This window comes from Colwellia demingiae (genome assembly GCF_007954275.1).
Classification (GTDB): Bacteria; Pseudomonadota; Gammaproteobacteria; order Enterobacterales; family Alteromonadaceae; genus Colwellia; species Colwellia demingiae.
Map to the genome: position 1 here is coordinate 136,166 of NZ_VOLT01000001.1, position 21,691 is coordinate 157,856.

A 21,691-nucleotide genomic window follows, 5' to 3' on the forward strand; every position below is an offset into this window, starting at 1 on the left:
AGCGATAAACCTATTTAGAACGTAATTTAAAATATAAGAGGATTAAAATGCCTAGAAGAACAAAAATTGTTGCTACCTTAGGTCCTGCAACTGACGATCGTGAAATTTTAAAAAGTGTATTAGCTGCAGGTGTAAACGTAGTTAGACTCAATTTCTCTCATGGTATTCCACAAGATCATATAGATAGAGCCGACAATGTCAGAGCAATAGCAAAAGAGCTTGGTATTTATGTTGGTATATTAGGTGACTTGCAAGGCCCTAAGATTCGTGTTTCTACTTTTAAAAATGGTCCAATTAAATTAGCCATTGGTGATAAGTTTGAATTAGATGCAACCTTAGAAAAAGGTGAAGGCTGTCAAGAAAAAGTAGGCATTGATTATAAAAAATTAGTACAAGATGTTAACACTGGAGACATCTTATTACTTGACGATGGCCGTGTACAATTAAAAGTATTATCTACGTCTGATAATTCAGTATTCACTGAAGTTACTGTTGGTGGCCCGTTATCAAATAACAAAGGTATTAACCGTCAAGGTGGTGGTTTAACTGCACCAGCTTTAACAGCGAAAGATAAAGAAGACATTAAATTAGCAGCGAAAATCAATGTTGATTTTTTAGCGGTTTCATTTCCTCGTGATGCAGCAGACATGCGTGAAGCACGTTTACTCGCGCAAGAAGCTGGCTGTGATGCTCGATTAGTTTCTAAAATTGAACGCGCTGAAGCGGTTAATGATGACAAAATTCTTGATGGTATTATCCTGGCTTCAGATGTTGTTATGGTAGCCCGTGGTGATTTAGGCGTTGAAATTGGTGATGCTGCATTGGTTGGTAAGCAAAAGCATATTATCACTCGCTCTCGTCAATTAAATCGTGTTGTTATCACTGCAACACAGATGATGGAAACCATGATTGAACAACCTATGCCAACACGTGCAGAAGTTATGGATGTTGCAAACGCTGTATTAGATGGCACGGATGCAGTAATGTTATCAGCGGAAACTGCCGCGGGTAAGTATCCTGTTGAAACAGTGACAGCAATGGCTAATGTTTGTGTCGGTGCAGAGCAGCATCGTTCCGTTAATATTTCAAACCATAGAATGGAACTTACTTTTAGTGAAGTGTCAGAAACAATTGCACTATCCGCTATGTACGCTGCAAACCATTTAGAGGGTGTTAAAGCGATTATATCTTTAACCGAATCAGGTCAAACAAGTAAGTTAATGTCACGTATCACTTCCGGTTTACCTATCTTCTCATTATCTCGCCATCCAAAAACATTAAATAAAACCGCAATATACCGTGGTGTTTACCCAATTGAATTTGATTCAACTCACGTAAACAATGACAACTTATCTGATGAGATGTTAAAAGTGGTAAGTGGTAAAATTGATTTAGCTGTAGGTGATAAACTGATTTTAACCCATGGTGATATGATGGAAACCGTTGGCGCTTCAAATACTTTGAAAATTTTAACTATTGCTAAAAGACACCTTAAGTAATCTCAATTTTATTTAAGAAATGCCCTGAGAGTTAACGTTAAAAAGGCCATATGTTATTCACATATGGCCTTTTTTATTAGCTTAGACTCTTTATGAGTGAAACTTTAGCTATTGACTGCTTGTTTAACTTTATCCTTATAACTACGACTCACTTTTAACTCTTTACCATTTTTCAATACTAAAAAGTACTCGCCATTTACTTGGCTACAAAATTTATCAATGATATTTTTGTTAACTATGGTCGATCTATGATTACGAATAAATTGCTTAGGGTCTAAACAGGCTTCCAATTCTTTCATAGTTTTTCTAAGAATATAGGTGTTTTCTTGTCTGGTATTTTGCTTAGTTTCTAAGGCATGCACACACATATAATCGCCTGCAGCATCAATCCAAAGAATATCTTTTACAGAGACACGATTCACTTCGCCAGCATCTTTAATCGCTAAGACATCTGAATAGCTAGATAGCGTTAATTCTTGATCATTGTCTAATTCGGTTAAAATTTTCTGATAATCATTACCGGTAACGTCACTAACTAATCGAACCAGTTTCGATTTATGTGCCGTATCTGCACTGCTTTTAAAGTAGTGTTGTATTTTACCAATAGTTTGCTCAAGCCTTTCTTCATCTGCTGGTTTTAATAAGTAATCCAGCGCGTGTACTTCAAAAGCTTTTAAAGCGTATTGATCAAAGGCTGTAACAAAAACAACGACAGGCATAGCTAAACCTTGCTCGATAATACTTTCTATTACCTGAAAGCCATTAAGTCCTGGCATTTGAATATCAAGAAACATTAGGTCAACTTGGTAAGCTCGTATCGCCTCTAATGCTTCTCTACCGTTACAGCACTGTTCAATAACATTAATATCATCATGCGCTCGTAAACGTATCGCTAAACCTTTACGAGCCAGCGGTTCATCATCAACGATAATGGTTGATAGTGACATAAAAAATCCCTAATTAATTGGTTCTCATAAATGGTAACGGTACGCTCAGATCAGGAAACAGAATTTTAGCTTAGCTGAAATGGCATACGTAGATTTACTTTAACACCAGTCGGCTGGTTATTGGAAACAACTAAGGAAAATTTTTCATTATACAACGCTTGTAAACGTTCGCGCGTATTAACTAAACCGACACCACTTTCACGATGTAAGTTTCCATTAATAATATCTGCACCGGGGCCATTATCGGCAACTTCTATCAACAAATCATCGGCAAAACGATTAACGGAAATAGTAATTCTACCGCCCTGCTCTTGTACTGCAATCGCATGTTTAATCGCATTTTCAGCTAAGGGTTGCAAAATCATGCTGGGGACTAGGGCTTGCTGACAATTATCATTTATTTGAAAATCAAGTTGTAACCTATCTTCAAAACGGACTTGTTCGATAGCAAGGTACAACTGTAACGCTTGTATTTCAGATTCCAAAGTTACTTTCTTCATCGGGTCTTTATCAAGAGAATACCGTAAAAACTCACTAAGCTTAGTTACCATGGTATTTGCCGTTTTATTTTCTTCTATCAAAATAAGCGTTGAAATAGCATTGAGGGTATTAAATAAAAAGTGCGGGTTAAGTTGATAGCGCAACATTTTTAGTTGCGCTTGATGAGCAACCGCATTTGCTTTTAAAACATTTTGTTTTTCTATCTGTAACATTTGATAGTATTTACTACCAAAATATAGACCACTCCAACTTAAAATAATATAAAAAGACCCTAAGCTATTTTGAGTGTACATAAACCAAGATTCTGGCTCATAACCATGCTTATATATTTCCCAGTAATTGATGTTTTTAACTATTTGCCACAATACACCAGTAAAATAAGAGGAAAGAATGACGACTAAAGCAATCTTAATCGGGGGAAAGTTCCACGCTTTTCGATAAATATAACGCAGCGGTACAGTAAACAACCAACCGGCATAAGCATTCAGAAAGATAATTACCACGAAGATATCGCGCGAGTCATGTTGCAATGAGCCAAGATAATGCACAAAAGCAAACCCAAACCAGCCCGCGGTGTGGGCTAGCCAAAACAAACGACTTCTATTTTCTAGCAATTCTTTCCAATTCACAAAAATAACCATTTAATTAATGCTATAACTAAGTATGCGCTAATAATTAAATGATTTCATTGTCTTTGACCTTAGTAATCTAGCGGCTTATCGCATACTTACTGTATAAAACTACCAAAATTTTCTTTACAAAGACAACATAGCACCTAAAGGCTGGCCCCCTAATAAATGCATATGGATATGGTAAACTTCTTGCCCACCATCATTGTTACAATTGATAATTAAGCGATAGCCCTTTTCATCAATCCCCTCTTCTTTGGCAAGCTTTTTGGCGACAGTAATCATACGGCCTAAGGTTAATTCATCTTCACTAGTGACATCATTAATAGTAGCAATGTGTTTATTGGGAACTATTAATATATGACTATCAACACGGGGGGCAACATCTCGAAAGGCAGTTACAAGTTCATCTTGGTATAACAATGGTGTTGGTATTTCTTGACGAATAATTTTAGAAAAAATAGTTTCTTCACTCATAGTAGTATCTCTATATAGGTTTTTTTTAATATATACCCAAGCCACTTGAAGATGCGAGTTTCAGGACGCTTGAGCAATTCATGATCAAGGCGCCTCATTTTATTAAGGGTTATTCCCTTAAAAAAGGAGATAACGAAGAACATGGTTTGCTCAGACGTCCCCGCAGGGCTGGTTTAGAAACGCTTTATGCTGCGTTATTGATTTCTACAATAGAATAACTATTCTCTTCAATCAATGCCTTGCCTAAAGGCGTTTCTAATTACAGCTGAAATCTGCATCTTCAGGTAGCTTGGGTATACAAGTAGTTTACCTCCAAATAAATATAAATCACCTCTTTACTACAATTTATTGACCTCAATCAACATGGTAGTTGCTGCAAGTGTGACATCCTTACCACTCATAAAGGATATGCACATCAAACAAAAATTACTTAGGCAGCATCATGGATATAGATTTTAGCGAAATCAACTACTTAAAAGATCCGACATGGCAAGATTTACATGCTGATTATGAACAATTTCTGCTATCAATGACAGGTCCAACGGTTATTGATGTATCAGGGAAGGATCAAACAAAATGTCGAGTATTTACTACGTTACTACACGGTAATGAGCCTTCTGGCATAATTGCTATGCATCGCTACTTAACGGAAATATTACCGGAAGATAAACCTACAACGAATTTACGTTTTATTATCTGTTCGGTTGAAGCCGCCGCGAGTAAACCATTATTTAGCCAACGCTTTATCAATGGGGGCATCGACATTAATCGCTGTTTTGGTAAAGATTGTTCATTTGAATGTCAAGATGTTGGGCAAACAGGCTATTGTCAGCGAGCAGCATTGATTGAACAAGCGATCAGAGAGGTTACCCCTGAAATGGTGATCGATCTTCACAATTCTTCAAGCTCAGGTCCTACTTTTGCAGTTAGCTCAGTCGTAACTACTGAAACATTGTCATTAGCATCACTTTTTTGTCAAACCTTAATTTTATCTGATTTGAACATTGGCTCAATAATGGAGCAAAATTTTGATTGCCCTTTTATCACTATTGAATGCGGCGGTTGCCAAGATGAGCAAGCTCATGAAATTGCCTTTTCAGGAATTAGCCAAGTTGCCCAATGTGATAATATTGGTTATATCCATCAAGAAAAACCGGTAGAAGTCATTTATCGACCACTTAGATTGCAATTAAAGCAAGAAATTAAACTCTCTTATGCTCAACATGATGAAGGTTATAGTGGGGTTACACTGAAAGACAATATCGAATGTTTCAACTTTGGCAGTGCTCATCAAGATGACATGATAGGCTGGATTGACGGTAATGGTCTTGATAACCTACAGCTTATTGATAAAAGTGGAAAAGACGTCCTTGACCAATACTTTTATGCTAGAGAAAATCAATTAGTTTGCCTTCATAATCTGCGTTTGTTTAAGGCGACAACCAATAAAAATACTGCGATAAATGACTGCTTATTTTATGTTGTGAAGCTATCTTCTGCTGATATATAACATATTCACCGATGCAGCTATAGCTATGATTGAAATGGGTGACTTAGTTAAATTATTGCACATTACTTCGAAATGTAATGTGCAATTTAACTAGCTAAGCAGTTTGCCAAAACTGCGAGTTATACGTTATGAATTGGCAAGTACTTTATTAAAACGCTCCAATCCTTTCATTAAATCTTCAATTAAATCATCTACATCTTCCAAACCGATATGAAGTCTAATTAACGGAAACTCACAATCAAACGTTGTAGCACTTCGAATAGCGTTTACATTAGTGATACCTAAAATTAAACTTTCGAAGCCTCCCCATGAGTAACCCATTTTAAAATGATGTAAACCATCTAAAAATGCAGTTAATGCTTCTTTATTACCGCAGTTAAGTACAAAAGAAAATAATCCATTAGAGCCTTCAAAATCACGTTTGAAAAATTCATGACCTGGACAAGACTCAAACGCAGGGTGTAATATTTTGGCGACTTCTGGACGTTCTTGTAACCATTGAGCGACCTTAGTTGCACTTTGTTGATGCTGCTTTAATCTTATTCCAAGAGTACGAATGCCTCGAAGCGCTAGGTATAAATCATCAGGAGACGTACATTGTCCCATCAAATAACTGTAATCTCTCAGTTGAGGCCAATATTTTTCTACTGCTGTTGCTGTGCCTAACATCACATCAGAATGACCGACAATATATTTAGTTGCTGCTTGTATACTTACATCAACACCATAATCAAACGGTTTGAAGTTAATGCCTGCGCCCCAAGTATTATCAAGCATAACGATACAATCATGCTTATGTGCCACGGCGCTAATAGCAGGAACATCTTGTACTTCCATGGTAATAGAACCTGGTGACTCTAAGAAAATTAGACAGGTATTATCTTGAATCAATGCTTCAATATCAGCACCAACCATAGGATCATAATAGGTAGTACTAACACCCATTTTAGCTAATATCTTATCGCAATAGTCACGCGTAGGCTCATAAGCACTATCCACCATTAAAATATGGTCGCCTTGCTTAACGAAAGCTAAAATAGCATTAGTAATAGCTGCAGTACCTGAAGGATATAATGCACAACCCGCTCCGCCTTCTAATTCAGTCATGGCATCGCTAAAAGCGAAAGAAGTCGTAGTGCCTCGACGACCATAAACCATGGTTTGATTATGTCGGTTGGCCACAGCATTATTCATTTCTGCAACCGTATTAAATACCACGGTAGATGCGCGAGTTACCGAAGGATTAACTACACCATTAGTCCATTTAGCACTACGCCCAGCATTTACTATTTTAGTATCTTGTTTCATATTCACTTCCATTAAAGGGTTTTAGCTTTAGCGGCATGAATGTTACTTTCAGCTATCTAGCCATCTAAAACTTTATAATGTATTTATAACCTGAATCAACGCAACTGGCTAGGTATTGTTAGATAAATTTTGAAAATAAACACTACCTTCGTAATTAATATGAATTACAAAGTTATCGTTTAGTGACTATTTAAAAGAGTCCCATCTGATCGCCAGCAATCGATTCAAAATCTTTACCAATAAAAGGTAATATATCATCCGCTATCGGTTTGAGTTGCTTCTCTACATAAAAATCATAATCAAGCACGCTGGTATTAAATTCTAATGGTTGAACCCCATCAAGGGTAATAACATATCGAATTAAACTGCGGTGTTTATATGTTGGCTTATCGCCAAGCTCTTTAAGCTTTTGATTGGCCAATAATGCTGCTTTGATGTGAGGCGGGGTATTTACATAATCACTTAGTTTTCGTCTGATTTTTTTCTTATATATTAGCTTATCATCATGAAGCCCTTGCTTTAATTCATCAACTATCTTTTTAATGTAACCCTCAATAGGTTTATCATTAAATATCAGCCGGTATAACTCTTGCTGAAAATCTTTACTTAAGTCAGTCCAGTCACTGCGTACAGTTTCCAAGCCCTTAAATACAAGTTCACCATCAGAAACACCTGCATAGCGTTTTTTAGTCCCAATACTATTTTGATCTTTTACCGTATGAAGTCCACGTATGGTTGGCATCAAAAATTTAGTGAAATGCGTTTCAAATTCGATATCTAATTGACTTTCAATGTTAAAATCGCGCTTTAGTCGATTTTGCCACTTATCATTTATATATGACCGTAACTCTGCACCTAATTGCTTTGCCTGGGTTTTAGTTTTATCGGCACCTATTGAAACAAAAATAGAATCGGTATCGCCATAAATGACTTGATACCCTAGCTTTTCAATCCAAACACTGGTTTTCTTTAATATTTCATGACTTCTTTTTGTTATTGACCCTGATAACCTAGGATCTAAAAAACGGCAGCCTGTTGAACCTAAAACACCATAAAAGCTACTCATAATTATTTTGATAGCTTGGGATAAGGCGGCATTCTTTTGCAGTTTTGCTTTATCTCTTTCTAACCAAAGAGATTCGATAATATCAGGTAAAAAATGCGCAGTTCGGGAGAAGTAAGCACCATCAAAGCCACTAATGACATGATCAAAACAATCTTCGCTTAATTTTTTGGATTTATCATGAACTAACTTTTGCTCACTTACCGCTTTAAGCCCTTCAATGAGTCCCATAGGATCTATTTTAAAAGTACGAATAATACTCGGATACAGTGATTTAAAATCAAGTACCAGTACATTTTTATATAAGCCCGGTTTAGAGTCCATGACATATCCACCGGGAGACACTAAGCCAGATTCACCATCGCCCATATTGGGCGCTATATAACCGCTTCGGTGTAATTTAGGTAAATAAAGGTTAGTAAAGGCTGCAACAGAGCCACCTACTCTATCAATGGATAAGCCAGTAAGTTGCGCTCTTAATTTAGCAAAATCAAGTAACTGAGTTTTTTCAAAAATAAGCCACACTAGACGACAGTCTTCAAGGTTATATGCAGCTAATGCAGATTTGTTATGATTAAAATTATCTGTAATTTCCTGTACACGATTTTCTACATCCGCCACCTTCTTTCCTAAACCAAGTAAAGTATGGGCGACATTATCTAATGAGAAGCGAGAAAAGTTGTAAGTAGCGGTTTTTAATAAATCGATACCATCAAGAACCACACGCCCCGCTATTTCGATAAAGTTCTGATCGGTATTGTTGGCATTTTTTCGCCAGAAAGGGCATGTACTATCGCGGCCTATTGAAAAGGGAATACCATGAAGGTCACATCGTTTTTGTAAAAGCATGAAATCAAAATTAATGACATTCCAACCAATAAGTATATCGGCATCGAATAGGTTAATTTCTCGAATAAATTGCTGTAATAGCTGCTTTTCATCCGTTTGCCAATGAATATAATTTTCAGTATTTAGCTGGGGTTCGCCAATCATTAACACTCGTTTAAATGTTTTCTGGTTATTATTTGCATACAAACCAATAGAGTACAATTCACCTTGCATAGAGCACTCTATATCGATAGAAAGCATAGTTAAATTATGTTGTTGCTTTACTGCTGCTCCCTTACATTTAGCTTGTTTGGTGATCTGGTAGCTTCCGCACAACTGATGATTACCCAGATAATCAATGTCTGCAGTAATATGGCGCTCCATTAAAAAACGATCATCAGGACGAATATCATCTTCATAACATTTGATATTTCGAGACTTTAAAGCATCTCTAGCACGATAGAAGCTTCGCATACTGGTAAAATACAAGGCAGCAACATCTCGTTGAGTGAAGGTTTTTAACGATAACACTTGATGCTTTTCAAGCGATATCCTTTGGTTTACTAAGATTGATTTAGCCGTATCTAGTTGCTCTAACTCTACAAAGAATACCGCTAATTCATTAGTTACTTCTAACTTAACGGGTCCTGCATCAGTCTTCAGCCATAAGGTTATTGCTAACCCAGTGCGTTTATCTTGCACTTGTCGGGTCAATAAAAAACCATTCTGTATGCCTGCTGTTTTAAAATTTGTCATTTTATGGTTAAATTTTTCGTGCGACACGACCAAACCTGTTAATATATACAGCAGTGTAACCGATCTCCTGTTTTTTGGAAACTAACAACAATGTTATCTGATAAGTTAAAACAAGCAATTCGTCAGGCATATAAAGCCATAGGCGAGAATTTAACGCATTTCAATCCCCGTAGGCAGCAAACGTTACTTATCGCTGAAATTGCGAAGACCTTAGCAGGTGAATACAGCAAAGACAGAAAAATAATAACCATTGAAGCCGGCACCGGAACAGGTAAATCACTGGCTTATTGTCTTGGAGCCATTCCTCTTGCGCTTTCTCGTGATAAAAAGGTCTGTATTTCAACGGCTACTGTCGCACTGCAAGAGCAATTAGTTGATAAAGATTTACCGTTTCTCAAAAAATATGCCGGACTTAATTTTGACTTTACCTTAGCAAAAGGTAGACAGCGTTATGTCTGTCGTCAAAAATTAACGCAAGCTGTTACAACAGGCTCTGGTAATGAACCTGCACAAGCTGGATTTACCTTTGCCGAAAAGCCAGATGCTAAAGATATTAGAACCCTCAATAAAATGCATAAAGCATTACTCGATGGAAGCTGGCTGGGCGATATAGATTCTTGGGAAACACACTTACCTCAGCATATTTGGCATCAAGTTCAAAGTGATAAGCATAGCTGTTTAAAAAACTTATCTGAACATACCCACTGCCCATTTCACAAAGCACGTGAAACCATGGACCAAGCTCATGTATTAGTAGTAAATCATAGTTTGTTGTTAGCCGATTTAGAGCTCGGTGGCGGTAAAATACTCTCAGCACCTGAGGATACTTTTTATATTATTGACGAAGCACACCATCTACCTAAAGTAACTCGTGATTTTTCAAGTGCTAGTATCACCTTAAAGGGTTCAATTGAATGGTTAACTAAGCTCAGAGATACCGGCGACAAAATGGCTAAGTTGATTAAATCAAAAAACGCTATTTCTCCCGCATTAAAGTTGGGTGATGATTGCCAAGATTTATTAGTGGAAATGAAAAAAGTGCTTAATTTCATTGAAGCTAATGCGAATGTATATTTTTTGGAAAATGAATCATCTTCACAAAGTAGTAACTTTGCTAAAAATTCAAAAAATGATGAGCAAGTCTACCGTTTTGAAAATGGCATCATTCCTCAAACGTTAAAAAACTGGGCTGAAGATTTACAAAGCCTGAGTAAAAAATCGTTATCACATTTAAATAAACTTTATAACGGACTTATTGAAGCGGTAAAGGATGGCGATACACAAATGTATGTCGCTGAGCCATTGCTTGCAGAAGCTGGATTCATGCTTCAGCGTTTAGAAAATCTTCAAGCACTTTGGTTTATGTATGCCAAATCAGATAGTGATAAAGGTGCGCCCATGGCGCGTTGGTTGGAAAAAACCACCCTCAAACGTCAAGATTATTTATTAAGTGCATCGCCCATTGAAGTTGGTTTTACGCTAGAGAATATGTTGTGGAGTCAGTGTGAAGGCGCTGTACTTTGCTCTGCTACATTACGTGCATTAAACTCCTTTGATCACTTCCGTTTTCAAGTAGGTTTAAAAAATAATGATGGTAGTCAATATCAACAAGTCGACTCCCCTTTTGATTATCAAAATAATTCACAACTCGTGATAGCAAAGATGGATAATGAAGCAAGTGCTCCTGACTTTACGGATGAAGTGATTACAAAGTTGCCAAAGTATCTCAAGCAAGGTAGTGCAAGTTTAGTACTCTTTTCTTCTTATTGGCAAATGAATAAGGTTGCAGAGGCATTAAGAGAAGAACATAAACTTGAAATCATGGTTCAAGGCGAATTATCGCGCCAACAAATAATATCGTTACATAAAAAACGATGTGATGACAACAAAGAAAGTATTATTTTTGGCACTCAAAGTTTCTCTGAGGGACTCGATTTACCTGGAGATTACCTTAATAATTTAATCATTACCAAATTACCTTTTTCGGTGCCTACGTCCCCTGTTGAGCAAGCACAAGCAGAATATGTCACTGCCAAGGGAGGTAATCCATTTATGACATTATCGGTACCAGACACATCAAAAAAATTGGTACAAGCATGTGGAAGGTTATTACGAAATGAAAAGGATGAAGGGGTTATTACCTTGTTGGATAAACGCGTAGTGACTAAGCGTTATGGAAAACAGTTACTCGATTCACTTCCCCCCTTTAGCAGAGTATTTGAAAAGTAGCTGAGTTGAAGTTAAGTTGAAGCTAAGTTTTTATACTTCGGACATAAAAAAGGCTTAAAATAAATGTTAAGCCTTTAATCAATACTAAAAGTATTGTTACGTTTTAACTTCAGCTTCTTCTAATGCTTTTTCAAATGCTTTTGTCGTGGCTCGTACGTCGACTTGCTTGGTAAATTCAATATTTACCCCTGTTTGTACAAGTTCTTGGTAAAAGTCTTTAACTACACAACTTCTAACTTGCTGACAAACAATCGCATACTTCAATATTGCTGGTTCATAAGCTTGTAGAGCACCTTTCTTAAACCATTCCAGTGACTTCTGTAGATTTTTTTCTACGGCAATACCGTTAAGGTACATTTGAGCAAGGCTCACTTGTCCTTGAGCAAAGCCTAATTCAGCAGATTTTTGAAATTTTTCTAAGGCCAGTGTCGCTTTATTGCCATCTTTAGCAAACTTTAAATACTCCAAACCAGCAAAGTTTTCTTTTTTACCCGGAATAAAGACAGAGCTAGATTTAAAGTGAGAGTCAGGAACAACAACATTACCATCAAGCATATTGCCTACAGGTCTACGGGCTAAAACAATTGCACCTGATCCAACTAACGCTTGTAATTCAGCCTTAGTATAATTATGACGTTTCTCTTGGAAAAATTTTTCAAACCTTAGCTGCGCATATCGAATAGCTTCATTTAGTTCATGTTCTTGAAGATAAAAATAACTACTAAAGTTAATTGTTACCACATTCCCAGTAATATCTGTAACTTTCGCCATACGGAATTTTTCGGTTGGCCGAAGATTATCTTTAATGACACGGAAATCAACATAATAAAGATCATTTAGCTGTGGTTCAGCGACCATTGCATTCGTTTGTTCACTTAATTTGAGGTCTTTATAAAAAATGCTACCTGCTACTGCTGCAGCAGCCAAAATAACAAAAATAATGATTTTGACTCTGTGCACAATCAACCAAGGATCGGGGTCCTTGGTATCGACTGTGTAATGGTAATAGGGTTCTTCTTGTTTATCTGCGACGATAGGAGAATTCACACTCGCTAATGCTTCTTCAGATCCCGCGAGTGATATAGTTTTTTGACCAACTTTTTCTTCGGGCAGATGTTCATCTTCATCATCCTGGCGAATGGCAGCTTGTGGCATTACTGATCCTTTTTATTCTTATTTTTATTATTATTTTTAAAAATTACCATTTGAACAAAAATTAAACAAGCGTTAATTTTATGTTACTAGGATTTAACATATCTCTTTTTTACGTAGATTTTATGCACCAATGAGCTAAGAACCCCAATAGTAATAACTTTCATTCAAATCGTAACTAACTAATTTTGTTTTAAATAATCATTAGACAAAATATTATTTATTTTAACAATTCGAGTATACATGTTTTCATTAAAATTAAAACGACCGTTTGATTATTGGCCGTGAATTCATATTTAACAGCTAAAACTCTGTGTCATTATTTTATAAAATTATGGTTAGTATGTATTAGCTTAACTTATCAGGATAAGATACGACTTACTTCGATAGTCTTATTTGCGATTAAACATGAAACAAACCACCAAAGTTATCTTATTATCATTATTAGTTTTCCCTGGAATTGGCCATTTAGTTTTAAAGAAATATGCTATAGCGATTGGTTTTATTGCTAGTTTTGCATACTTGTTGTTGGGCTTAGTTAAAGATATACATGATAAAACTCAGCAAGTGATAGAAAGTATGATTCGAGGAGAAATACCCATGCAAGTTTCAGCCATTCGCCAAGCCTTAATTGATCATGGCGCTTTAGATAATCCTAATTTGACGACGATTGGTTATATACTATTAATCATCTGGGTACTCGCAGCGTTCGATGCCTATAGAATTTCAAATAACAGCAGTAATAATATTACTGAACAGTCATCATAAATAAGAAATAAACTGATTAATTAACTCCCTTTTATCCCTCATAACGCTTTATCCTTTGCTGTCACGTTATGTATCGCTTTTTTATTTGGCTATTGCTGGGTATAATTAAGCTGTTTCCTTTTTAGAGCAATATTAATGAATTACCTACCGCTAGATAGTTTAAAAAATGCCTGGATTTTCAAGCATAAAAGTTTACCCATTGCAGAAAATGATTTAGCTAAAATAAAACCTATGAGTATTGAACGAGCAAATATTTTATGGGACACCTTTATTTCTCGTCAGGTAGATCATCCTGATTTTTTCAAAAAAGGTGATTGGCCTTCAGATAAAAATAATTGGTTAGAACAAGGAAAGTGGGAAGGTATTTGGGACAGTAATGATCAGGCACTTCCACAGCTAATAGAAAGCCATTTAGACTGGGATCAAAATACAGTTGTTTACTACTGTAGCTCTCGAGATAACGTTATTGAAACAAGCTGGCTTACATTCCAACGATGCTGGAAAAACTTTTTGTTTATGGATGATGGCCCTATATTATTAGGTAAGAAACGCCAACAAGCAGTGCAATTTACCAGTAATGGTTTTTTTAAAGTTGGCCAAAAGCCAAATAGTAATTAAACAAGCTGCTATTTAAATAATCCTTTCACTACAACGGTTCTACTTTGCATAAAAATAATCGCCACAAACAGGGGTATAATTTTACGGCTTTAGTTAAAGCTCACCCTGATTTATTACAATTTATTATAAAAAATCAATATAATAATCAAGATACAATCGACTTTGCTAATCCCCTGGCAGTAAAATCGCTTAACTTGTCTTTATTAAAAAGCGAGTACCATGTGAAATTTTGGGACATACCGGATGGTTATCTATGCCCCGCTATTCCCGGAAGAGTCGATTATATACACCATCTTCACGATTTGTTAGTTGTAACACCCAAGGCGTTACTACCTGATAAAACACGTATCAACGTGTTAGATATAGGTACTGGGGCAAGTTGTATTTACCCTATTTTAGGTCAAAGAGAATATGACTGGCACTTTGTCGCCTCAGATGTGGATCCTATTTCAATTAAAGTAGCAAAACACATCATTTCATCTGATAAATCATTAGATAGAAATATTAACTGTCGACTACAGCCTAACAGTAATCATATATTCAACGGCATAATAGCTGAAAATGAGTTTTATCATTTAACCGTATGTAATCCTCCCTTTCATAGTTCTTTGGCTGAAGCCAGTAAAGGTACGACGCGAAAGCTAAAGAATTTAAATAAAGGTATTAATTCTTCAAAAAATCAGGAAAAAACACTCAATTTTGGTGGGCAAAAAGCTGAACTTTGGTGTCCTGGCGGAGAGCTAACTTTCATTGGAAAAATGATTAAAGAGAGCAAAACTTTTCAAAAACAAGTACTTTGGTTTACCTGTTTGGTCTCGAAGAAAGATCATTTGTCCAAGCTTAAACTTAGCTTAAAGAAGTCTGATGCTAAGCAAATTAAGGTCATTGATATGGCTCAAGGGCAGAAGATAAGCCGTTTTATCGCTTGGAGCTTTTATGACATTAATTAAAAGAATGCTAAACATTAGGGTCTGTTGATCTTTCGCGGTTAAATTTTGTTCGAGATAAAAGCGTCTTAATCGCGGCGAGTAGTGTGTAGCCTAGTCATTCTAAGCAAATTCTACTCAACAAAGAGTAAGACGCTTTTAGCCGAATCCTTCAGACAGCGTTTGTTGGACATTTTTACGTCGTTATTGCCTTTTTATGTGGAACAACCACATTACAAAGGCTCTGCCTTGTATAAATACCCAACAAATCACTGCAAAAACAATCTCGAAAGATCAACAGACCCTATATTTGCGTAGCATTCTTTTTATTCGTTAAGCTTTTTCTTGGCAAATAATATCACCAGCAACCAGTTTTCCTAAACAAAATAATTGCCATTGTCCTGCTGACATCTTGTGCCAAGTTTCATTATCCGTCAGTGGTTTGGTCGCAATCACAGTAACAACATCATTGCTGGTGGTTTCTTTTTGAAAATCGACTGCCATTTCAGCATCAATAAGACTTGCTTGACCAAAAGGTGCTCTGCGAGTAAGCCAATGTAAGTTATTTGAGCAATATGCGAATAAATATTCTCCATCAGTGATAATGATATTCGCAACGCCGAGCTTATCTATTTTTGCCGCCAGTGAAGCAATAAAATCAAACAGTAGTTTAGCATCAACTTGTTTGGCGCCAAACTCAAGGTGCAATTGGTCAAGTATCCAACAAAAAGCATGTTCGCTATCGGTTGTACCAATAGGTAAATGAAATTCAATGGGCAGCTTTTTCTCAAAGTCTTTTAATTGACCATTATGTGCATAAGTCCAGTTTCTTCCCCACATTTGTCTGACAAATGGATGAGTATTTTCAAGACAAACCTTACCTGAATTAGCTTGTCGAATATGACAAATCACCGCTTCACTTTTCATCGGGTATTTAGTAACAAGCTCGGCAATTGGAGATTGCGCACTTGGCTTAGGGTCTTTAAAGCTACGACAGCCCTTACCTTCATAAAACGTTACACCCCAGCCATCTCTGTGAGGCCCAGTATTTCCACCACGTTGCATTAAACCACTAAAGCTGAAACAGATATCAGTTGGTACATTGGCACTCATCGCTAACAATTCACACATTTTTTAACCTCTTAAAACAACCAAGCACTTATAAAGTAGAATGTGCTTGGCTAAACCTACAATTTATTCTATAAATAGAGTATATCATTGACTAAAAATTATTTTAAATTCAAATACTTTTTCTCTCATTTCTCTTCACATAAAAACATACACTAAAAGGAAATCCTTGTGGATATTATTATTTGGTTATTTGCCGCACTATCTCTAACTTGGTTTATGAGCTATACGAGGGCATCATTATCAAGTTTTACCTTATGTTTTGCCGCTCTAATGGCGTTAGGGTCTTTATTTAACATCATTGGCATAGTTTCTTGGTTACTTTTTGCTGTCATAGCCTTGCCGATAAATATTGATACTATTCGTCAGCAGTTTATTAGTATGCCTTTATTGGCTATTTTTAAAAAAATAATGCCGAAAATGTCTTCAACAGAACAAGAAGCTATCGATGCTGGTACCACTTGGTTCGATGCTGATTTATTTCGTGGTGATCCTGACTGGCAGAAACTTCACAATTACCCTCGTCCTAGATTAAGTTCTCAAGAAAAAGCATTCTTAGATGGACCTGTCGAACAAGTTTGTGCCATGGTTAATGATTGGCATATTACGCATGAAATAGCTGATCTTCCACCAGAAATATGGCAATTTTTAAAAGAAAACAAATTTTTTGCCATGATCATTAAAAAGCAATATGGAGGATTAGAATTTTCAGCTTATGCCCAATCTCGAGTATTACAAAAACTAACTGGCGTAAGCTCTGTTTTAGCCAGTACCGTTGGTGTGCCAAATTCATTAGGTCCTGGTGAATTATTACAAGAATATGGTACCAAAGAACAACAGGATTATTACTTACCTCGCCTAGCCAAAGGTGAAGAAATACCTTGTTTTGCGCTAACAAGTCCAGAGGCAGGATCCGACGCAGGATCTATCCCTGATTATGGTGTTATATGTCATGGACAATTTAAGGGTGAAGATGTATTAGGGATGAAACTGACATGGGATAAACGTTACATCACCCTTGCCCCTATTGCTACTGTGTTAGGATTAGCCTTTAAATTACAAGACCCCGATAATCTTCTCTCTGAGCAAGAAGACTTAGGTATTACTTGTGCTCTTATTCCAACAGATTTATCCGGTATTACCATTGGCCGCAGGCATTTTCCCCTAAACATTCCTTTTCAAAATGGCCCCACGCAGGGTAATGACGTTTTTGTACCGTTAGATTTTATTATTGGTGGTCCTGATATGGCCGGCCAAGGTTGGCGGATGTTAGTAGAGTGTTTATCTGTTGGACGCGCGATCACATTACCTTCAAATAGCACTGGTGGTGTCAAAACTGCAGCATTAGCTACAGGTGCATATAGCCGTATAAGACGCCAATTTAAGATGCCAATAGGTAAAATGGAGGGTATCGAAGAGCCACTTGCCCGTATCGGTGCTAATGCCTATTTAATGGACGCTGTCACAACTATGTCTACAGGTGCAATCGACTTGGGGGAAAAACCTTCTGTCATATCAGCCATCGCTAAATACCATCTCACCGAAAAAATGCGCTCTTCGATTATTGATGCGATGGATATTCATGGTGGGAAAGGCATCTGCATGGGACCGAATAATTATCTAGCGCGTGGTTACCAAGGTGCGCCTATTGCCGTGACAGTTGAAGGTGCCAATATTCTTACCCGCAGTATGATAATTTATGGCCAAGGCGCCATCCGTTGCCATCCGTACGTATTAGCAGAGTTAGAAGCAGCAAATAATAGCGATAATGAACAAGCGCTCAATGATTTTGACCATGCCCTTTTTGGTCATATAGGTTTTAGCATCAGTAATATGAGCCGTAGTTTATGGTGCTCAATTACTGGTTCACGTTTCTTAGGCAGTCCATATGATGATGAGACTCGACGATATTATCAATTACTCACGCGCTTTAGTGCCAACCTAGCCATGCTTTCAGATATTTCTATGTTATCACTTGGTGCAGATTTAAAACGTAAAGAGCGAATTTCAGCAAGGTTAGGCGATGTGCTAAGTCAGCTGTACTTAGCCAGCGCGACCTTGAAGCGTTATAATGATGAAGGTAGAAATACTACTGATTTTCCGCTAGTACAATGGGCCGTTGAGGATTGCCTTTACAATATTCAACATGCTATTGATGAATTGATTAGTAATTTTCCTAACAAAATTGTAGGAAAAGTATTACGCGTGATCATCTTCCCTCTAGGAACTTGGTTAAAAAAACCTAACGATGAAACATCACATAAAGTAGCACAATTATTACAAACCCCTTGTGCTACCCGTACTCGTTTAGGACAAGGACAGTACTTAACTCGCGATGGCAATAATATTTTTGGTAAATTAGAACAAGTACTTGAAGACATCATTAATTGCGAGCCAATTTATGAAAAAATTTGTTTGAAATTAAATCAAAAACTACCTTTTTATCATCTCGATATAGTAGCAGAACTAGGTCTTAGTAATAATATCATTTCAAAAGCAGAGGCTGAGTTATTAACCACTGCCGAGGTTGGTCGTCAGTGGGTGATTGCCGTTGATGATTTTGATAATAAGGATATGACGGCATCCTCAAGTAGTGCATAGCTTTATCACTGTAGAGAGCCCTTACAATTAATTAGGTGACATTCTTGCCTTTACACTAATTAACTTATTTAGTGCTAAAGGCAAATAAATTCATTTTCATTATCATTATCATCATTAGTTAATAAGATGTTACGATTAGGTTAACAGTATAATAATGAAATAGAGTACAAGATGCCCGTAGTAGACATAAACACCCAAAAACTGGCTGAAAATGAATTACCAATAAAACGCTTTTCCAAAGGCGAAATAACCCGTGAGAAGATCCTTATCGCGGCAATTGAAGTTTTAGCGCTCAATGGCATTAAAGGTACTACCCATCGTGCCATTGCCAGCCACGCTGACTTACAATTATCATTAACGACCTATTATTTTAAAGATATTCAAGAGCTTATTCATCACGCTTTTAGGTTAAACTCCGAACGTATTTTATCCCGTACAGATACTTTCTTAGAAGCTGCATTTATAGTGCTCACCGACATAGAAAAAAGTGAGTTAAGAAAAACGATAGTGAAAGAAAAATTGTGCTTAAAATTAAGTAAAATGGCCTGTGAACATTTAATCGAAAATATTAAACATCAAGCTATTTCATTGGCTGTAGAGCAATTGATGCTGACCGAGATTCAAGTAACGCCGGTATTACGTGTACTTGTTCATGAGCATGAATCAGTACAACTATTACCTTACGAGCAACTATGCCAATTCTTCAACAAAATTAACCCTCAGCTTGATGCTAAAATAATGTATACCGTATTCTCTCAACTTCAATATGGTCAGCTCACAAAGCAAATAAGTATAGATAGTGAGTTAATTGAACAAACAACACGCAGAATTATTGCTTGGGTTATGTCGGTAAAATAAAAACAAAAATGCACGGTTAAAACCGTGCATTTTTTATATTAACGCTTACTAGTTTTCTTTAATATTAAAGAAAAGACATTAGCTCTTGATCCAGTTGCATTAAGCTTTTTGGATCAGCCATCATAGTTTTTGCTAAAGATTTTGTTCTAGGTAACATACGTTCAAAATAAAACTCAGCTGTTTTAATTTTCGCACGATAGAAGTCACGATTTTCGACATCCCCAGCTAATTTTTCATAGGCAGATTGTGCCATTTGTGCCCAAAAATAAGCCATAACGACATAACCAGAGTACATTAGGAAGTCCACAGAAGCTGAGCCAACAACATCTCTATCCGACTTAGCTTTAAGACCTAGACGTACTGAGTACTGTTGCCAATTAGCAATAGACTTACTTAACGGCCAAATAAAGCGATTCATTTGACGTTTATGCGGATTATTCGAAATTAAACTATTATTTTTACAAAAACCGAGTACTTCTTTAGAGAATTCATTTAAAGACTTACCACGCGTCATTAATATCTTTCGGCCTAATAAATCTAGTGCTTGTATTCCGGTAGTACCTTCATAAAGTGTAGAGATTCTTACATCTCGCACTATTTGCTCCATGCCCCATTCTTTTATGTAACCATGACCACCAAATATTTGTAAACCATGATTAGCACTTTCAGAGCCAAGTTCAGTTAGAAAAGCTTTTAATATCGGTGTTATAAAACCTAAACGATCATCTGCAGCTTGACGCTCTTCTTCTGTTTTTGCCATAGATATATCATCAACGATTTTGGCGGTGTAATAAATCATCGCCCTACCGCCTTCTGAAATCGCTTTCTGTGTCATCAGCATTTTACGTACATCTGGATGAACAATAATTGGATCCGCAACTTTTTCAGGATGTTTTTTACCCGTTAAAGAACGCATAGATAAACGCTCTTTCGCATAAATCAATGAGTTTTGGAAAGCAAGTTCTGATGAACAAACACCTTGTAACGCTGTACCAAGACGTGCGGTATTCATAAAGGTGAACATACATTCTAAACCTTTATTTTCAGGGCCTATAAGCTCACCTACGGCATTGTCAAAATTAAGCACCGCTGTTGCAGACGCTTTAATACCCATTTTGTCTTCTATTGAACCACAGACAACATTGTTTCTATCACCTAACGTACCGTCTTGACTAGCTTTTACCTTCGGTACAATAAATAATGAAATACCACGAGTACCCTTGGGTGCATCAGGTAATCTTGCGAGTACAATATGGATAATATTATCTGTTAAGTCATGCTCACCCGCAGAAATAAATATTTTCGTTCCGGTGATATTATAAGTACCGTCGCCGTTTGGCTCTGCCTTCGTGGTAACCTGCCCCAAATCAGTACCACATTGAGGTTCAGTTAAACACATTGTACCAGTCCAAGTACCCTCAATTAAGCGCGTTAAATACAGCTCTTTTTGCTTTTCGTTTCCGTGGGTATCAATGGTATTCATTGCACCATGACTTAAGCCTGGGTACATTGCCCAAGACCAGTTGGCTGTACCTGTCATTTCTGATTGAACCAGTCCTAATGAAGGTGGTAACCCTTGGCCGCCATGTTCTAAGGGATGTGATAATGCAGACCAACCACCGTCAACATATTGTTGATAAGCTTCTTTAAAGCCTTTTGGTGTTATTACTTTGCCATTATCAAACGTACATCCCTCTTTATCACCACTTTGGTATAAAGGCAGTAGTTCATTTTCACAGAATTTTGCACACTCTTGTAGAATTGCATCAACTAAATCAGGAGTGGCTTCTTCAAATTCTTCATGTTTTTTATAATGATCGTAATAATTGAAAACATCTTCAATCAAAAATTTAATATCGGCTATCGGTGCTTTATAACTTAGCATTGTTTACT

Annotated in this window: 17 protein-coding genes; 9 read left to right on the forward strand and 8 right to left on the reverse strand. The window is 36.8% G+C overall.

Going from position 1 to position 21,691, the window contains the following annotated elements; all coding sequences use genetic code 11:
* Nucleotides 1-47 precede the first annotated feature (47 nt).
* The gene (gene pyk / locus ESZ36_RS00600; protein WP_146782086.1) at nucleotides 48-1,499 is read left to right on the forward strand and encodes a pyruvate kinase; all 1,452 of its coding nucleotides are present in this window, start codon (nucleotides 48-50) and stop codon (nucleotides 1,497-1,499) included.
* A gap of 104 nt (nucleotides 1,500-1,603) precedes the next feature.
* Here the strand turns inward: pyk and ESZ36_RS00605 are convergent, their stop codons facing one another.
* The 3 genes from ESZ36_RS00605 to ESZ36_RS00615 form a co-directional block, all read right to left on the reverse strand.
* Nucleotides 1,604-2,446 (reverse strand): LytR/AlgR family response regulator transcription factor, encoded by an 843-nt coding sequence (locus tag ESZ36_RS00605; RefSeq protein ID WP_146782089.1) that lies wholly within the window; start codon nucleotides 2,444-2,446, stop codon nucleotides 1,604-1,606.
* 65 nt (nucleotides 2,447-2,511) lie between these two features.
* Nucleotides 2,512-3,588, reverse strand: a complete 1,077-nt coding sequence (locus tag ESZ36_RS00610) for a sensor histidine kinase (RefSeq protein WP_146782092.1) — start codon at nucleotides 3,586-3,588, stop codon at nucleotides 2,512-2,514.
* A 114-nt stretch (nucleotides 3,589-3,702) separates the two neighbouring features.
* Nucleotides 3,703-4,053, reverse strand: coding sequence for an HIT domain-containing protein (locus tag ESZ36_RS00615; protein ID WP_146782095.1), 351 nt, complete (start codon nucleotides 4,051-4,053; stop codon nucleotides 3,703-3,705).
* A 442-nt stretch (nucleotides 4,054-4,495) separates the two neighbouring features.
* On the opposite strand from ESZ36_RS00615, the gene ESZ36_RS00620 reads away from it, so the two are divergent.
* Nucleotides 4,496-5,563 (forward strand): M14 family metallopeptidase, encoded by a 1,068-nt coding sequence (locus tag ESZ36_RS00620; RefSeq protein WP_146782098.1) that lies wholly within the window; start codon nucleotides 4,496-4,498, stop codon nucleotides 5,561-5,563.
* A 126-nt stretch (nucleotides 5,564-5,689) separates the two neighbouring features.
* On the opposite strand, the gene ESZ36_RS00625 is transcribed toward ESZ36_RS00620, so the two are convergent.
* Together ESZ36_RS00625 and ESZ36_RS00630 are read right to left on the reverse strand one after the other, a co-directional pair.
* Nucleotides 5,690-6,871 (reverse strand): cystathionine beta-lyase, encoded by a 1,182-nt coding sequence (locus ESZ36_RS00625; protein WP_146782101.1) that lies wholly within the window; start codon nucleotides 6,869-6,871, stop codon nucleotides 5,690-5,692.
* 190 nt (nucleotides 6,872-7,061) lie between these two features.
* A complete protein-coding gene (locus tag ESZ36_RS00630; RefSeq protein ID WP_146783232.1) occupies nucleotides 7,062-9,518 on the reverse strand; it encodes a DNA polymerase II in 2,457 nt (818 codons plus the stop codon).
* Between the two features lie 90 nt (nucleotides 9,519-9,608).
* Here ESZ36_RS00630 and dinG point away from each other — a divergent pair, with 90 nt between their 5' ends.
* Nucleotides 9,609-11,747 carry an ATP-dependent DNA helicase DinG gene (gene dinG / locus ESZ36_RS00635; RefSeq protein WP_146782104.1) on the forward strand — a complete coding sequence of 713 codons (2,139 nt, stop codon included), beginning with the start codon at nucleotides 9,609-9,611 and terminating at the stop codon, nucleotides 11,745-11,747.
* Between the two features lie 96 nt (nucleotides 11,748-11,843).
* On the opposite strand, the gene ESZ36_RS00640 is transcribed toward dinG, so the two are convergent.
* Nucleotides 11,844-12,902, reverse strand: coding sequence for a tetratricopeptide repeat protein (locus ESZ36_RS00640; protein ID WP_146782107.1), 1,059 nt, complete (start codon nucleotides 12,900-12,902; stop codon nucleotides 11,844-11,846).
* Between the two features lie 405 nt (nucleotides 12,903-13,307).
* Between ESZ36_RS00640 and ESZ36_RS00645 the strand changes: the two genes are divergently transcribed.
* From ESZ36_RS00645 to ESZ36_RS22700, 4 genes are all read left to right on the forward strand, one after another.
* A complete protein-coding gene (locus ESZ36_RS00645; RefSeq protein WP_146782110.1) occupies nucleotides 13,308-13,667 on the forward strand; it encodes a hypothetical protein in 360 nt (119 codons plus the stop codon).
* A 135-nt stretch (nucleotides 13,668-13,802) separates the two neighbouring features.
* Nucleotides 13,803-14,285, forward strand: coding sequence for a DUF2947 domain-containing protein (locus tag ESZ36_RS00650; protein ID WP_146782113.1), 483 nt, complete (start codon nucleotides 13,803-13,805; stop codon nucleotides 14,283-14,285).
* Between the two features lie 44 nt (nucleotides 14,286-14,329).
* Nucleotides 14,330-15,235, forward strand: a complete 906-nt coding sequence (rlmF, locus tag ESZ36_RS00655) for a 23S rRNA (adenine(1618)-N(6))-methyltransferase RlmF (RefSeq protein WP_146782116.1) — start codon at nucleotides 14,330-14,332, stop codon at nucleotides 15,233-15,235.
* Between the two features lie 81 nt (nucleotides 15,236-15,316).
* Complete coding sequence (locus ESZ36_RS22700) at nucleotides 15,317-15,529, forward strand: hypothetical protein (protein WP_146782119.1); 213 nt, start codon at nucleotides 15,317-15,319, stop codon at nucleotides 15,527-15,529.
* A 15-nt stretch (nucleotides 15,530-15,544) separates the two neighbouring features.
* Here the strand turns inward: ESZ36_RS22700 and ESZ36_RS00665 are convergent, their stop codons facing one another.
* A complete protein-coding gene (locus ESZ36_RS00665; RefSeq protein ID WP_146782122.1) occupies nucleotides 15,545-16,342 on the reverse strand; it encodes a class II glutamine amidotransferase in 798 nt (265 codons plus the stop codon).
* Between the two features lie 168 nt (nucleotides 16,343-16,510).
* On the opposite strand from ESZ36_RS00665, the gene fadE reads away from it, so the two are divergent.
* Nucleotides 16,511-18,940 carry an acyl-CoA dehydrogenase FadE gene (gene fadE / locus ESZ36_RS00670; protein WP_146782125.1) on the forward strand — a complete coding sequence of 810 codons (2,430 nt, stop codon included), beginning with the start codon at nucleotides 16,511-16,513 and terminating at the stop codon, nucleotides 18,938-18,940.
* Between the two features lie 171 nt (nucleotides 18,941-19,111).
* Entirely contained in the window at nucleotides 19,112-19,798 is a 687-nt protein-coding gene (locus ESZ36_RS00675) for a TetR/AcrR family transcriptional regulator (RefSeq protein ID WP_146782128.1), read from the forward strand.
* 64 nt (nucleotides 19,799-19,862) lie between these two features.
* On the opposite strand, the gene ESZ36_RS00680 is transcribed toward ESZ36_RS00675, so the two are convergent.
* Nucleotides 19,863-21,683 (reverse strand): acyl-CoA dehydrogenase C-terminal domain-containing protein, encoded by a 1,821-nt coding sequence (locus ESZ36_RS00680; protein WP_146782130.1) that lies wholly within the window; start codon nucleotides 21,681-21,683, stop codon nucleotides 19,863-19,865.
* Between the last annotated feature and the right edge of the window lie 8 nt (nucleotides 21,684-21,691).